The organism is Alterluteimonas muca (genome assembly GCF_021191595.1).
GTDB lineage: Bacteria > Pseudomonadota > Gammaproteobacteria > Xanthomonadales > Xanthomonadaceae > Luteimonas > Luteimonas muca.
Window position 1 is genome coordinate 431801 of the sequence record NZ_JAIWPS010000002.1, and the last position, 13198, is coordinate 444998.

Genomic DNA, 13198 nt, shown 5'->3' on the forward strand with positions numbered 1-13198 from the left:
TGGGTGGGACAATGGCCGCCCCCCATTCTTTTCACGGTGTCTGTCATGCAGATCAAGGCCCGCGCCCCGCAGGGCACCCTGTCCCCTCTGCCGCGCATCCGCAACATCATTGCCGTCGGCTCCGGCAAGGGCGGCGTGGGCAAGTCCACCACCGCGGTCAACCTGGCGCTTGCGCTGGCGGCGGGGGGTGCCCGCGTCGGCGTGCTGGATGCCGATGTCTACGGCCCGAGCATTCCGGTGATGCTGGGCCTCTCGGGCCGGCCGGAAAGCCCCGACAGCAAGCACATCGAACCGATGCGCGCGCATGGGATCGAAGCGATGTCGATCGGCTTCCTGGTGGAAGCGGACACGCCGATGATCTGGCGCGGCCCGATGGCGACCTCCGCGCTGCAGCAGCTGCTCAACGACACCCTGTGGGGCGGCGATACGGGCCTCGACTACCTGCTGGTCGACCTGCCACCCGGCACCGGCGACATCCAGCTGACCCTGGCGCAGAAGATCCCGGTGGCCGGTGCGGTCGTCGTCACCACGCCACAGGATGTCGCCACCCTGGATGCGCGCAAGGCGCTGCGGATGTTCGAGAAGGTGTCGATCCCGGTGCTCGGCCTGGTCGAGAACATGGCGCAGCACGTGTGCTCGAACTGCGGCCATACCGAGCATCTGTTCGGTGAGGGTGGCGGACAGAAGATGGCGACGGAGTATGGCGTGCCGTTGCTCGGCTCGTTGCCGCTGGAGCGGAAGATCCGGGAGCAGGGCGATGCGGGCGCGCCGGTGGTGGTTGCCGCGCCGGATTCCGCGGCGGCGATGGCATACCGCGATGTGGCCCGCCGTCTGGTGGAGGAGCTGGAGAAGCGCCCGCGGGCTTCGATGCCGATTGGCGCCGCGCTGCTCTGACAGGGCGTCGGGCCGCCGCCATGAGCCGCCGAAGCGGCGGAAAGCGGCCAAAAAAAGGAGCCCGGCGAACCGGGCTCCAAAGAGAGAAATGACGCAGTTGGATCAGAAGCGGTAGGTGGCGCCGAGGTACACGTAGCGGCCCACGCTGTCATACAGGGACTGGCCTGCATCCGCGCCGAAGTAGTTCAGCGGCGGATCCTTGTCGAACAGGTTGTTGGCGCCGAGATAGACGCTGATGCCGCTGTCCGGGTAGGTGTAGTTGATCTGCGCGTTGTGGTACAGGAACGTGCCGTTGCGGATCGGGCTGGTCTGCCCCGGGTTGGACTGGAAGCTGTCCGGTGCCACGCGCAGGTTGTGGTGCACGTAGTTCATCGTCCAGGTGGCCTTCCAGTCACCGTTGGTGTGCGTCAGGTCCAGATTGGCGCGGTAGCGCGGATCGGTGAAGTAGCGCACCCACTCGCGATACTCGTCCGGGAAGTCCTGGAACGCCCATTCGCGCGACTGGATCATCCGCGTGCCGACGAAACGGGCGACGGTGTTGCCGCCGAGCATGTCGAAGCGGTAGTCGACCTCGAAGTCGACGCCGGCGCGGCGGGACTTGGCCAGGTTCTCGTTGAGCGCCGTCCAGCGGTAGATGCTGTAGGCGGGGAAGTCACGACCGTTCGGGTCGATGTAGCCCCCGACCGGCGCACGCTGGATCGCGGCGCAGAACGGATTGTTGATGCCGCCCGGGGCATCGACGCAACGCGTGGCGTTGGTCTGACCGCTCACAGCACCGATCGCGTCGTGCAGAGTGATGCGCCAGTAGTCGACCGACACGCCAAGACCCTGCACGAACTCCGGCTGCCAGACGGCGCCGAACGACACGGAGTCCGCGGTTTCCGGCGCAAGGTCCGGGTTGCCGCCGCTCACGCCCGGGCGGTTCGCCGAATAGGTATCGATCCAGCCTTCGGGCACACCCAGCGCGGTGCAGTTCGCACGGCGCAGTGCCGGGTCGGCCGCGTTGTCGGGCCGGTTGGAGTTGGTCGGCAGGTAGTTGCACGGGTCGTTGATCGTCGCGAAGTTCTCGGACTGCGGGTTGAACAGCTCGCCGATCGCCGGTGCGCGCACGGCCTGTGCCACGGTGCCGCGGAAGCGCAGCGAGGACAGCACCTGCCAGTCGAGGCCCACGTTCCAGGTCTTGGCCGAACCGATGGTGCTGTAGTCCGAATAGCGGCCCGCAAGGTCGAGCGCGAGGCGCTGTACGCCCGGCAGGTCAGCCAGCAGCGGGATCGAGGTTTCGACGAACACCTCGCTCACGTCGTACTCGCCACCGCGGCTCGGGATGGCGTTGAGGAACGTCAGCCCCTGCGCTGCCAGCGGGTCGGTGTTCTCCTGGCTCTTCTCGGTACGGTGCTCGAGGCCACCGGCGAAGCCGACATCGCCGGCCGGCAGGGAGAACAGCGCGCTGTTGGCGACCGATGCACTGAACACCGTCTGCGAGAGCTTGGACTCGTTGACGCCGGCCACGTTGAACCACGCCGCGGCTTCCGGAGACACCGCGCCATTGCCGAACACCGAGAACGGCACGCACCCGTCACGGGCGATCGGGAGATACGCCGCGCCGGTATGCGGGTTGACGGCGTTCGGATCGACCGACACGCGGCACACGATGTTGCCGTTGGCGTCACGCACGGCGTCCAGGCCTGCATGCCAGCGCTGGTTGATGCGGTTGTTGAGGTTCAGGCGGTCGATCTTGGTCTCGCCGTAGTTCGCCGACACCTCGTAGGACCAGTCATTGCCGAAATAGCCTTCGACGCCAAGCACGGCACGGCGGGTCGAGCGGTCGACGACTTCGCCGCGGCGGCCGGCATCGACGTTGAAGCGGCTGATCTGCAGCTGGGTCAGCCCGTTGGCGTCCATCAGTGCGCCGAGCTCCGGCGTCACATAGGCGTTGTCGCGGCGGATACGGATCGGCTGGTCGAACGCCGGCTGGCCGTAGAAGTTCGACTCGGTCTTGGTGTACTTGCCTTCGAAGAACAGGCGGTGGTCATCGGTCAGGTCGAAGCCGAGCACCGTGTTGACGCTCTGGCGCTCGAATGCGGGCTCCAGGTCCGCAACGGCGTTCAGGTCGGCGAAGTCGCAGTCCACGCACGAGGTGTTGCTCGGCATGACGCCGTCGTAACGGTTGGGACGGAAGGTGCCGTCATCGTTGAAGATGTAACGGTTGCCCCAGGTCGACGGGTTGCGGAAGTTGAACGCGCCGATGGTGAAGGTGCCGCCGTAGGAGATCGAGTGGTTGCCACCCGGGCCGCTGATGATCGTCTGCGGATTGCTTTCGCTGGGGGGCTGCGAGGGGTCGAAGTCCGGGTTCGGCACGGACACGCGGAACTGCCGGCCAATGGCGCGGTCGCCACGGCTGAATCGGTCCTGCTCGCTGTGCTCGATCGCGATGGCCGCGGTACCGCGGCCATCGGCGAAGTCGCCGCCGCCGGAGAAGCTGACGAAGCTGCGCCCGAAGCTGCCTTCCGAGGCCGAGCCGCGCTGGCCGCGCAGTTCGAAGCCATCGAAGGACTTCTTCATGATGAAGTTGACGACACCCGCGACGGCGTCGGCACCGTAGACGGCCGAAGCGCCGCCGGTGATGACTTCAACGCGTTCGATCCACTCCACCGGGATGGTGTTGACGTCGACCGAGGTCGAGCCCGGCGAGGCGCCGACATGGCGGCGGCCGTTCACCAGCACCAGCGTGCGCGAGTTGCCCATGCCGCGCAGGTCCATCAGGCCCAGGCCGGCGGTGCCGATGAAGCGGGTGGAGTTGCCCAGCGAGTAGCTCGGCGTCAGCTGCGGGAGCTTGTTCATCCTGTCGCTGCTGCCTGTGGCAGGTGTCGCACTCGCGCAGGAGCCTCGGCGGTGACACCCACGACAGGCGAGGGGGTGACGAAGCCCTCGCGCACGCGACCGTATCAGCGTCACCGGCAGCCGCATCGAGAAACAGGCGTTGGAAAGAGAGGCCTGAACCCGAAGTTAACACCGTCGTAACAAAGTTCCAATGCGTCGACCGTGCCATGGCCATGCGGAGGCATGGCATCGGCTGACCATCGCCCTACAATCCCAGCCCTCCGCCCGAGCACAGCCAACCCGATGACCATCAAGAGCGACCGTTGGATCCGCCGCATGTCCGAGCAGCCCGGCGGGATGATCGAGCCGTTCGAGGCGGGGCAGATCAAGCAGGATGCCGGAGGCCAGCGGATCGTCAGTTACGGCACTTCGAGCTACGGCTACGACGTTCGCTGCTCGCGCGAATTCAAGGTCTTCACCAACATCAACTCGACGATCGTCGACCCCAAGCACTTCGACCCGAAGAGCTTTGTCGACATCGAAGCCGACGTCTGCATCATCCCGCCGAACTCGTTCGCGCTGGCGCGCACGGTGGAGTACTTCCGCATTCCGCGCGACGTGCTGGTGGTGTGCCTGGGCAAGAGCACCTATGCGCGATGCGGGATCATCGTCAACGTGACGCCGCTCGAGCCCGAGTGGGAAGGGCACGTGACGCTCGAGTTCTCGAACACCACGCCGTTGCCCGCACGCATCTATGCCAACGAGGGCGTCGCGCAGATGCTGTTCTTCCAGTCCGACGAGGTCTGCGAGACGTCCTACCGCGATCGTGGCGGCAAGTACCAGGGGCAGACCGGGGTGACCCTGCCGCGCACCTGAGCGGCGTCAGCCCTCGCCGGCAAGGTCGGCCATCGCGCGCTGGAAGCCGACGATCCGGTCCACGAGTGCTTCCGGCGCGTACGGCCTCGCGGCAACGCGGCCCCAGACGGGCGCCGGCCATGCGGGATCGCCGTGGAAACGCGCGATCACGTGCACATGCAGCTGCGGCACCATGTTGCCGAGCGCGGCGACGTTGAGCTTGTCCGGGCGCACCGCGGCACGCAGCAGGCGGGACGCGAAGTCGATTTCGTCGGTCAGTTGCCGGCGATGCTCGCGGCCGAGATCGATCAGTTCGACGGCGTCCGCGACCCGCGGCACCAGCACCAGCCAAGGATAGTTGGCGTCGTCGATCAGCCGCAGTTCGCAGAGCGCGAGGTTGGCCAGCGGGTGACTGTCGGTGGCGAGCTGCGGGTGCAGGTGGTAATGGGAATCCATGCGATCAGGTCTCGGGCAGGGCGCAACGCAGGAATGCGAGCGTGCGCTGGTGGGCGAGCGATGCCGCTGCCGGCACGCTGTGGCGCGGATCGACCGCGCCGCTGGAACCGTGCCTGACATGGACGTGGGCGTGCGACTCGGCGTGGGGATGCGCGGTGCGCTCGTGTTCGATGTCCACCACCACGAGCCCGCCGCGGGGCGCACCCGGCGGCTGCGAGCGCCGTCCGCCGGGGCTGCCGGGTGTCGAGCCGATCGCGATATCCATGCCCATGCCGCGCTCCCCTTTAGACAGCCGGGATTCTAGCCGCCGCGTGAGGCATGGCGTGGCTGAACCGTCTTCAGGCCGCCCCGGGTGGCGACCGCGGGGCCCCGTATAATCGCCGGTCGCGCGCGTCACCTCACACGGTCCCCATGTCCACCCCCATCTCTTCCCGGAACCCCGGCCCCAGGGTCGGTTTCGTCAGTCTCGGCTGCCCCAAGGCGCTGGTCGACTCCGAGCGCATCCTCACCCAGTTGCGGGTCGAGGGCTACGACCTCGTGCAGAGCTACGACGATGCCGACGTGGTGGTGGTCAACACCTGCGGCTTCATCGACGCCGCGGTGGAGGAATCACTCGATGCCATCGGCGAGGCCATGGCCGAGAACGGTCGCGTCATCGTCACTGGATGCCTCGGCAAGCGCGAGGCGCTGATCCGCGAGGCGCATCCCGGCGTGTTGTCGATCAGCGGGCCGCAGGACTACGCCAGCGTGATGACCGCGGTGCATGCGGCCGCGCCGCCGCGCGTCGATCCTTTCCTCGACCTGGTGCCGTTGCGCAGTGATGACGACACCGGCATCAAGCTGACGCCCAAGCACTACGCCTATCTGAAGATTTCCGAGGGCTGCAACCACCGCTGCAGTTTCTGCATCATCCCGTCGATGCGTGGCGACCTGGTGTCGCGGCCGGTCGACGAGGTGTTGCGCGAGGCCGAGCGCCTGGTGCGCGGCGGCGTGCGCGAACTGCTGGTGGTCTCGCAGGACACCTCGGCCTATGGCGTGGACCTGCGCTATGCCGAGCGCGAGTGGCGTGGCCGTGCGTGGCAGACGCGGATGAAGGCGCTGTGCGAGGGGCTGGCGGAGCTCGATGCCTGGGCCCGCCTGCATTACGTGTACCCGTATCCGCATGTCGACGAGATCATTCCGCTGATGGCCGAGGGCAAGCTGTTGCCGTACCTCGACATCCCGTTCCAGCATGCAAGCCCGCGCATCCTCAAGCTGATGAAGCGCCCGGGCGCCGTCGATCGCACCCTGGAGCGCATCCAGCGCTGGCGTGCGATCTGCCCCGAGCTGACCATCCGCTCGACCTTCATCGTGGGCTTCCCGGGCGAGACCGACGCCGAGTTCGAGGCACTGCTTGATTTCCTCGACGAGGCGCAGCTCGACCGCGTCGGTGCGTTCGCGTACTCGCCGGTCGACGGTGCCGCGGCCAACCTGCTGCCTGATCCTGTCGACGAAGCGGTGAAGCAGGAGCGGCTCGCGCGCTTCATGGAACGCCAGGCGGCGGTGTCCGCGGCGCGGCTGGAGGCCCGGGTGGGCAGCGTGCAGCGCTGCATCGTCGATGCGATCGACGGCGACCTCGCATTCGCCCGTTCGGCGGCCGATGCACCGGAGATCGATGGCCTGGTGCAGATCCAGGATGGCGGCGCGTCCGGCCTGGTGCCCGGTGATTTCGTCGACGTACGCATCCTCGGCAGCGACGAGCACGATCTCTACGGCGAGGTGGAGGCCGCGCGGCTGCCGGTGCTCGGCACCGCGTGATTCACGGCGGGGAGACCGCGCGTGGGCGAGGCTCTGCTGCCCCCCTTCACCGGAGAGCCCCCATGGCCAATGCCAAGCGTGTCGCCATCCTCGCCACCCATGGTTACGAGCAGTCGGAACTGCTGGAACCGCGCCGTCGTCTCAAGGAGGCCGGCTTCGAGGTCGATGTGATTTCGCCCGAGGCGGGCGGGATCCGCGGCTGGAACGAAAAGGACTGGGGCGACAGCGTGGCGGTCGACCGGGCGCTCGGCGATGCGAATGCCGACGACTACGACGCCCTGGTGCTGCCGGGTGGCGTCATCAATCCCGACAACCTGCGCACCGAGGCCGACGCCGTCGCGTTCGTGCAGGCCTTCGATCGCGCGCGCAAGCCGCTGGCGGCGATCTGCCATGGGCCATGGCTGCTGGTCGAGGCGGGCGTGGTCAAGGGTCGCCAGGTGACCTCCTACCAGTCCATCCGCACCGACATGCAGAACGCCGGTGGCGACTGGCGCGACGCCGAGGTGGTGACCGACGGGCACCTGATCACCAGCCGCAAGCCCGATGACATCCCGGCGTTCACCGACGCGGTGATCCGGGCGCTGGGCTGACGGCGCAGGCGACGCTCAGGGCTGCGCGGGGGTGCCGTCCGCGTAGCTCACGTCGACGATGACGAAGGTCACCGGTCCTGCCGGCAGCATCGCCTCGACCTCATCGTCGCGGCGCTTGCGCAGCAGCGCCCGTGCCAGCGGCGAGTCGATGCTGATCAACCCGTCGCGCGCGTCGGTCTCGTCCGGGCCGACGATGCGGTAGTGGTGGATTTCGCCGGTTCCGGCATTTTCCAGTTCCACCCGCGCGCCGAAGAACACCGCGGCCGGATCCGACGGCAGCTCATCCACCACGCGCAGCTGTTCAAGCCGTTTCGACAGGTAGCGCACGCGGCGGTCGATCTCGGCGAGCTGCTTCTTGCGATAGGTGTACTCGGCGTTCTCGGAGCGGTCGCCTTCGGCAGCCGCGGCCGCCAGTGCGCGCACCACCTCCGGGCGACGCTGACGCCACAAATCGTCCAGCTCGCGCTTCAGCCGTTCGTGGCCCTCACGGGTGATCAGCGCGGTGCTCTTCTCCGGCGGCGGTCGCCAGCGGCCCATCAGTCGGCCCGCACCAGCAGCACCGGCTCGGCATCGTCCAGCGGCGCGTCGGGCAACAGCCGCAACGCGTCCTCGCCCTGCCATTCGAATACCCGATGGCCATGGCCATGGCCGTGGTCGTCGGCGAGCAGGATCGCGCGGCCATCGTCGCTGGCGTACCAGACCCCGGCATGCTCGATGGTTTCGCCACCCGCGGCCTGGCGTTCGATCAGTTCGAACCCGCCGTCGGCGCGCAGGTGCAGGGTGGCATCGACGGCCAGCGCCTCCTCGCAACCGTCGCAGGGCAGGGTGCCGGCAAAAATGCCCTCCGCTGGCGGGACGTCCGGGTCGTCGGCGGGCGCGCTGGCGGCGGGTGCCGGTGGCGCCGTCGCCAGCGCAGGCGCGGCGGCAGCGGCGGGTTCCGCAGATGGTTCGCGGGTGCAGGCCGCCAGCAGCGACAGGCACAGCGCAGCCGCGACGGCCGAGGGGGTGATAAGCAGGACAGGCGTGATCCGCATGGCGGCCTCAGCGACGCCCGGCGGGGAAGCTGCCGAGCACTCCACGCACGATCCGGCTGGTGATGGTGCGCGCGGCCTGCTTGCCCGCCGCCTCGATCACCCCCTGGCGGCGACTGGTGCCGAACAGCCACTCGTTGATGCGTTGGCCCACGCCTCCTTCGTTGCGTGCTGCCGCCTTCGGCGCTTCGGCTGCTTCCGTCTGCATGGTCGCGCGCCGTGCCAGCAGTTCGGCGGCGGATTCGCGATCCACCGCGGCGTCGTATTTCGTACCGACCGGGCTGGCCGCGCGCAGGGTTGCGCGTTCCGACTCGCTGATTGGCCCCATCCGGCAGCGTGGCGGCGCGATCAGCGTGCGCTCGACCGGCGAAGGCACCGCACGCGAACGCCCGGTGTCCTGCAACGTGGACACCAGCGCCTCGCCGGTGCCGAGCTGCGCGATCGCCTGCTCGACGTCGAGCGCGGGGTTTGCGACAAAAGTCTCCGCCGCAGTGCGCACCGCTTTCTGGTCGCGCGGGGTGAACGCGCGCAACGCATGCTGCACGCGGTTGCCGAGCTGGCCGAGGATCTCGCCCGGCACGTCATCGGGGAACTGCGAGCAGAAGTACACACCCACGCCCTTGGAGCGGATCAGCCGCACCACCTGCTCGATGCGCTGGCGCAGCGACGCCGGGGCATCGCGGAACAGCAGGTGCGCCTCGTCGAACACGAACACCAGTTTTGGCCGGTCGAGGTCACCGACCTCGGGCAGGGTCTCGAACAGCTCCGACAGCAGCCACAGCAGGAAGGTCGAATACAGCCGTGGCCTGAGCACGAGCTGGTCGGCGGCGAGGATGCCGACCACGCCGCGTCCGGTGTGGTCCACGCGCATCAGGTCGTGCAGTTCCAGAGCGGGTTCACCGAAGAACGCCTCCCCGCCATCCTGTGACAGGCGCAACAGTGCGCGCTGGATGGCGGCCACCGTCTGCGCGCTGACCAGCCCGTACTCGGACGAGACGGCCTTGCGCTCCTCGGCCACCAGCGCCAGCAGGGCGCGCAGGTCGGCGAGGTCGAGCAGCAGCAGGCCACGGTCGTCGGCGAGCTTGAACACGATGTCGAGCACGCCCGCCTGGGTGTCGTTGAGCTCGAGGACGCGCGACAGCAGCAGCGGTCCCATTTCGCTGACGGTGGTGCGCACCGGGTGGCCCAGCCGCCCGTACAGGTCCCAGAAGATCGTCGGACAGCCTTCGGGCCGATAGTCGTCGATGCCGATCCCGGCGACGCGTTCGCGCAGCTTCGCGGTGTCTTCGCCGGGCACGGCGAGACCGGCGACATCGCCCTTCACGTCGGCAATGAAGACCGGCACCCCGATCCGCGAGAAGCCCTCGGCCAGCGTCATCAGGGTCACGGTCTTGCCGGTGCCGGTGGCACCCGCCACCAGGCCGTGGCGGTTGCCATAGCGGGGCTGCAGCACCACCGGTGCACCTACGGCGGTGGTCGTCGATCTGCCAACGAGGATCGGATCCATGAACGCTCCCGCGCATCTGACCCGGACGATTCTACGTGAGCCGGTGGTTGCACTGGCCGCGGCCGGTTTGCCCGCGCGCGCCGCTCGCCGCTACCCTGCCGCTCCCGTCGCCGTCGAACATCGCATGTCCCGCGCATCCATCCGCTCCGCATCCCGCGCACGTCGCGTCCCCGTGTGCCTGCTGCTTGCCGTCGCCATTGCGCCGTTCCTCGCGATGCCCGCCGCGTCCGCGCAATCGCGCCGCGACCGTGCCGCCATGGAGGCATTGCAGGTGCGCATGGACCAGGCCGAGTTGCGCTACCGCGAGGCGATGGTGCGGGTGCGCAACGAGGAACCGGGTGCCGCCGCGGAAGGTGATGCCGCGCTCGAGGACATGGAGGACGTGATGGTGGAATGCGGCCGCCAGCGTGGCTGCGATCCGGTGGCCTACGTCACCACCTTCAAGCGCCTGCTCAAGGCCGGCGCGGATTCCGCGAACGCGCCTGCCGAGGGCGAGGATGCCGATCCGTTCGACCCTGATCCCGACGGCATGGGTACCCTGCCTGGCGGGGCCAGCGTGCCAGCGGGCGCACAGGCCGCGGCACTGCTGACCGATGGCCAGCGTTTCGCCACCATGGTGCAGTTCAACCCGGCCGTGCAGGAGGGCATCCGCCGCTGGTTGACCGACATGCGCGTGCAGCTGCTGACCAGCTACGAGAACTACCAGTACATGCGCCCGCAGATGTGGCCCAGCTTCGAGAAGGCGGGGCTTCCCGAGGCGCTGCTGTTCGGCATCCTCGCCAAGGAATCCAATGGTCGCGTGCATTCCACCTCGCGCGCCGGCGCCGCGGGGCCGATGCAGTTCATGTACGCCACCGGCCGCCGCTTCGGCATCGGCCCGGACGCCACCGGGTTCGACACCCGTTACGACCCGTATGCGGCGTCCCAGGCCAGCGCGGCCTACCTCACCGAGCGCATGCGCGAACTCGACAACAACATCGAGCTCGCGCTGGCGGGCTACAACGGCGGCGAGGGCCGCGCGCGTCGGGTATTCAACGAGGGTGGAGTCAACTTCTGGGACGAATCGGTCTACAGCCAGTTCCCGCCGGAAACCCGCGACTACGTGCCGATGGTGATCGCCGCGGCGTGGCTGTTCCTGCATCCGCGCCGTTACGGGCTGGAATTCCCGGATGTCGATACGCGCCCGGCGGTGCTGGCTTTGCAGAAGCCAGCCTCGATCTACGAGCTGACGATCTGCCTGGGCAGCAGCGGCTCGCCGCCGGGTTACATGCGCGTGCTGCGCAACCTCAATCCGCGCTATCGCGCCGACGAGGTGATCCCGGCGGGCACCCAGCTCAATGTCACCGCGCGCGTGGCCACCCTCTACAACCGCTGGTGCACGCGCGGCTCGCGTGCGCAGCTCGCCCACGAGCTGGTGCGCAGCGATCCCGCCCATGCGGTGGTGCGGCTGGGTGCGGTGGAGCCGATGCGCGCAGCCAGTACGACGCCCGTATCCGCCATCACCGGGCCGGCAGCGGATGCAACGCCCGCCGCGCGCAGGCATCGCGTCAACCGGGGCGAGACGCTCGGACGCATCGCCCAGCGCTATGGCTGCGACCTCGGCACGCTGGCGCGCGCCAACGAACTGCGCGCGCCGTCGTATGCCATCCGCCCGGGACAGGAACTGACCCTGGCCGGCTGCAGCGGTTAGGGTCTGCCGCGCAGTGGTGTGGCCGCGCGGCAGTGACTTCAGGTCGCGCGCGTGGCCAGCCGCTGGCCCAGCCGAACCGCCACTTCCGGGCCCAGTGCGGGGGACAGCTCGGCCACCCCCGGTGGCAGCAGCACGATCACCGTGGAGCCGTAGTTGAAGCGCGCCATCTCGGCGAAACGCTCGATGACGATGCCGCGCCCGCGGTAATCCTTGCGGGTGACGGTGCGTGCGTATTTCGGGATCTCGACCCCACTCCAGATGGTCTCCACCCCGGACACCAGCAGCGCGCCCACCATCACCATCGCCATCGGCCCGAAGTCGGTGTCGAACTGGCAGACCAGGCGTTCGTTGCGCGCGAACAGGCGCGGTACCGCCGCCACCGCCGATGGACCCACGCTGAAAAGCCGCCCGGGCACGTGCACGGTCTCGCGCAACTGCCCGGTCCAGGGCATGTGCACGCGGTGGTAATCGCGTGGTGACAGGTAGACGGTGGCGAACACGCCGCCATCGAAGGTCTCGGCGTCGGCATCGCTGCCCAGCAGTTCGCCAGCGGTGAACGAGCGGCCCTTGGCCTGGAAGATGCGCCCGCGCTCGTCGGGATGGCCGATGGCGCCGCACTGGCTGACACGCCCGTCCGCCGGCATCAGCAGCGCACGCGGGTCCGGATCGGCCACGTGCACGCCTTCGCGCAGCGCGCGGGTGAAGAAGGCATTGAAGCTGGCATAGGCCTCCGGGTCCGACTCGATGGCTTCCGCCAGGTCCACGCCGAAACGGCTGACGACGGTGCGGATCAGCCAGCGCCTGACGCGCGGATTCTCCGAATAGGCCAGGCGCCGGGCCAGCCCCGACAGCATCCGGTGCGGCAGGACATGGGTGAGCGGGGTGATCGGGTCGAAGGCCATTGGCGTCAGCGTGATCCGGTGAGCAGGCGCAGGTCGGCGGCGATCTCCGCCGGATCGAACGGCGGCGAGATCACCCCGGCCATGCGGGCCTGCGGGTCGAGCACCGCCAGCGCGGCCGAGTGATCGATCGTGTACTGGTTGGCCGCGGCGCCATCGGGGCCCGGGACCTTCATGAACACCAGCGAGAGCGACCGCGTGAACGCTTCCAGCGCCGGGATGTCGGCGGTGGCTGCGAGCGTGTCGCCATGGAACGCAGCCGCGTACTCGCCGGCGCGTTCGGGGGTGTCGCGTTCCGGATCCACCGACACGAACAGCACGCGCGGGCGCACCGCGTCTGGGATGTCCTCCCACTGGCGTTGCGCCTGGCCGAGCTCCGCCAGCGTGGTCGGGCACACGTCGGGGCAGAACGTGAAGCCGATGAACACCACGGTCCAGTGGCCCTGCAGTTCGCCCGGCACCAGCTGGGTGCCATCGGACTGCTGCAGCGAGAACGGTGGCAATGCGCGCGGCTGCGGGAACAGGGTGATCGCCTGCGTCTGCGGCGGGCGCGTGGCCGGATCGGCGAAGTACTTCTGCGCGACCAGCAGGCCAAGGCCGGCGGCGAGCGCGAACACGAGGATGACGATGGTGGTACGACTGAACAAGGCGATGTCCAC

At 68.6% G+C, this 13198-nt stretch carries 12 protein-coding genes and 1 pseudogene; 5 read left to right on the forward strand and 8 right to left on the reverse strand.

The annotated features are described in order from the left end of the window. The first annotated feature begins 45 nt into the window (after nucleotides 1-45). A complete protein-coding gene (apbC, locus tag LDO11_RS05280) occupies nucleotides 46-894 on the forward strand; it encodes an iron-sulfur cluster carrier protein ApbC (protein ID WP_129136184.1) in 849 nt (282 codons plus the stop codon). Nucleotides 895-996: 102 nt separating this feature from the next. Here the strand turns inward: apbC and LDO11_RS05285 are convergent. Further along, nucleotides 997-3827 (reverse strand): annotated as a pseudogene (locus LDO11_RS05285) (TonB-dependent receptor domain-containing protein); the annotation flags it as partial. Nucleotides 3828-4017: 190 nt separating this feature from the next. On the opposite strand from LDO11_RS05285, the gene dcd reads away from it, so the two are divergent. After that, on the forward strand, nucleotides 4018-4590 hold the full coding sequence (gene dcd, locus LDO11_RS05290) for a dCTP deaminase (protein WP_129136182.1): 573 nt from the start codon (nucleotides 4018-4020) through the stop codon (nucleotides 4588-4590). A 6-nt stretch (nucleotides 4591-4596) separates the two neighbouring features. On the opposite strand, the gene LDO11_RS05295 is transcribed toward dcd, so the two are convergent. Both LDO11_RS05295 and LDO11_RS05300 read right to left on the reverse strand, forming a co-directional pair. Then, nucleotides 4597-5025 carry an HIT family protein gene (locus LDO11_RS05295; protein WP_232140615.1) on the reverse strand — a complete coding sequence of 143 codons (429 nt, stop codon included), beginning with the start codon at nucleotides 5023-5025 and terminating at the stop codon, nucleotides 4597-4599. A 4-nt stretch (nucleotides 5026-5029) separates the two neighbouring features. Beyond that, on the reverse strand, nucleotides 5030-5296 hold the full coding sequence (locus LDO11_RS05300) for a hypothetical protein (RefSeq protein ID WP_232140616.1): 267 nt from the start codon (nucleotides 5294-5296) through the stop codon (nucleotides 5030-5032). Between the two features lie 140 nt (nucleotides 5297-5436). Between LDO11_RS05300 and rimO the strand changes: the two genes are divergently transcribed. Together rimO and LDO11_RS05310 are read left to right on the forward strand one after the other, a co-directional pair. After that, nucleotides 5437-6822: a 30S ribosomal protein S12 methylthiotransferase RimO gene (gene rimO / locus LDO11_RS05305; protein WP_129136179.1), complete on the forward strand. Its 1386-nt coding sequence runs from the start codon at nucleotides 5437-5439 to the stop codon at nucleotides 6820-6822. 62 nt (nucleotides 6823-6884) lie between these two features. Next, nucleotides 6885-7412, forward strand: a complete 528-nt coding sequence (locus LDO11_RS05310; RefSeq protein WP_232140617.1) for a type 1 glutamine amidotransferase domain-containing protein — start codon at nucleotides 6885-6887, stop codon at nucleotides 7410-7412. Between the two features lie 15 nt (nucleotides 7413-7427). On the opposite strand, the gene greB is transcribed toward LDO11_RS05310, so the two are convergent. The 3 genes from greB to LDO11_RS05325 are packed head-to-tail and all read right to left on the reverse strand — an operon-like array spanning nucleotide 7428 to nucleotide 9950. Beyond that, on the reverse strand, nucleotides 7428-7949 hold the full coding sequence (gene greB / locus LDO11_RS05315) for a transcription elongation factor GreB (RefSeq protein ID WP_232140618.1): 522 nt from the start codon (nucleotides 7947-7949) through the stop codon (nucleotides 7428-7430). Continuing rightward, complete coding sequence (locus LDO11_RS05320; RefSeq protein WP_232140619.1) at nucleotides 7949-8446, reverse strand: copper resistance protein NlpE N-terminal domain-containing protein; 498 nt, start codon at nucleotides 8444-8446, stop codon at nucleotides 7949-7951. Before LDO11_RS05320 ends, greB begins: the two co-directional genes overlap by 1 nt. Nucleotides 8447-8453: 7 nt before the next feature. After that, on the reverse strand, nucleotides 8454-9950 hold the full coding sequence (locus LDO11_RS05325) for a helicase HerA-like domain-containing protein (protein WP_232140620.1): 1497 nt from the start codon (nucleotides 9948-9950) through the stop codon (nucleotides 8454-8456). Between the two features lie 124 nt (nucleotides 9951-10074). Between LDO11_RS05325 and LDO11_RS05330 the strand changes: the two genes are divergently transcribed. Then, the gene (locus tag LDO11_RS05330; RefSeq protein ID WP_232140621.1) at nucleotides 10075-11640 is read left to right on the forward strand and encodes a transglycosylase SLT domain-containing protein; all 1566 of its coding nucleotides are present in this window, start codon (nucleotides 10075-10077) and stop codon (nucleotides 11638-11640) included. 38 nt (nucleotides 11641-11678) lie between these two features. On the opposite strand, the gene asd is transcribed toward LDO11_RS05330, so the two are convergent. Together asd and LDO11_RS05340 are read right to left on the reverse strand one after the other, a co-directional pair. Beyond that, nucleotides 11679-12542: an archaetidylserine decarboxylase gene (gene asd, locus LDO11_RS05335; RefSeq protein WP_232140622.1), complete on the reverse strand. Its 864-nt coding sequence runs from the start codon at nucleotides 12540-12542 to the stop codon at nucleotides 11679-11681. A gap of 5 nt (nucleotides 12543-12547) precedes the next feature. Continuing rightward, nucleotides 12548-13186, reverse strand: a complete 639-nt coding sequence (locus LDO11_RS05340; RefSeq protein WP_232140623.1) for an SCO family protein — start codon at nucleotides 13184-13186, stop codon at nucleotides 12548-12550. Between the last annotated feature and the right edge of the window lie 12 nt (nucleotides 13187-13198).

Coding starts and splice junctions, on each gene's coding strand:
- LDO11_RS05300 (WP_232140616.1), bottom strand. CDS start 5,296: ATGGGCATGGATATCGCGATCGGCTCGACACCCGGCAGCCCCGGCGGA.
- dcd (WP_129136182.1), top strand. CDS start 4,018: ATGACCATCAAGAGCGACCGTTGGATCCGCCGCATGTCCGAGCAGCCC.
- LDO11_RS05320 (WP_232140619.1), bottom strand. CDS start 8,446: ATGCGGATCACGCCTGTCCTGCTTATCACCCCCTCGGCCGTCGCGGCT.
- asd (WP_232140622.1), bottom strand. CDS start 12,542: ATGGCCTTCGACCCGATCACCCCGCTCACCCATGTCCTGCCGCACCGG.
- LDO11_RS05325 (WP_232140620.1), bottom strand. CDS start 9,950: ATGGATCCGATCCTCGTTGGCAGATCGACGACCACCGCCGTAGGTGCA.
- LDO11_RS05295 (WP_232140615.1), bottom strand. CDS start 5,025: ATGGATTCCCATTACCACCTGCACCCGCAGCTCGCCACCGACAGTCAC.
- greB (WP_232140618.1), bottom strand. CDS start 7,949: ATGGGCCGCTGGCGACCGCCGCCGGAGAAGAGCACCGCGCTGATCACC.
- rimO (WP_129136179.1), top strand. CDS start 5,437: ATGTCCACCCCCATCTCTTCCCGGAACCCCGGCCCCAGGGTCGGTTTC.
- apbC (WP_129136184.1), top strand. CDS start 46: ATGCAGATCAAGGCCCGCGCCCCGCAGGGCACCCTGTCCCCTCTGCCG.
- LDO11_RS05310 (WP_232140617.1), top strand. CDS start 6,885: ATGGCCAATGCCAAGCGTGTCGCCATCCTCGCCACCCATGGTTACGAG.
- LDO11_RS05330 (WP_232140621.1), top strand. CDS start 10,075: ATGTCCCGCGCATCCATCCGCTCCGCATCCCGCGCACGTCGCGTCCCC.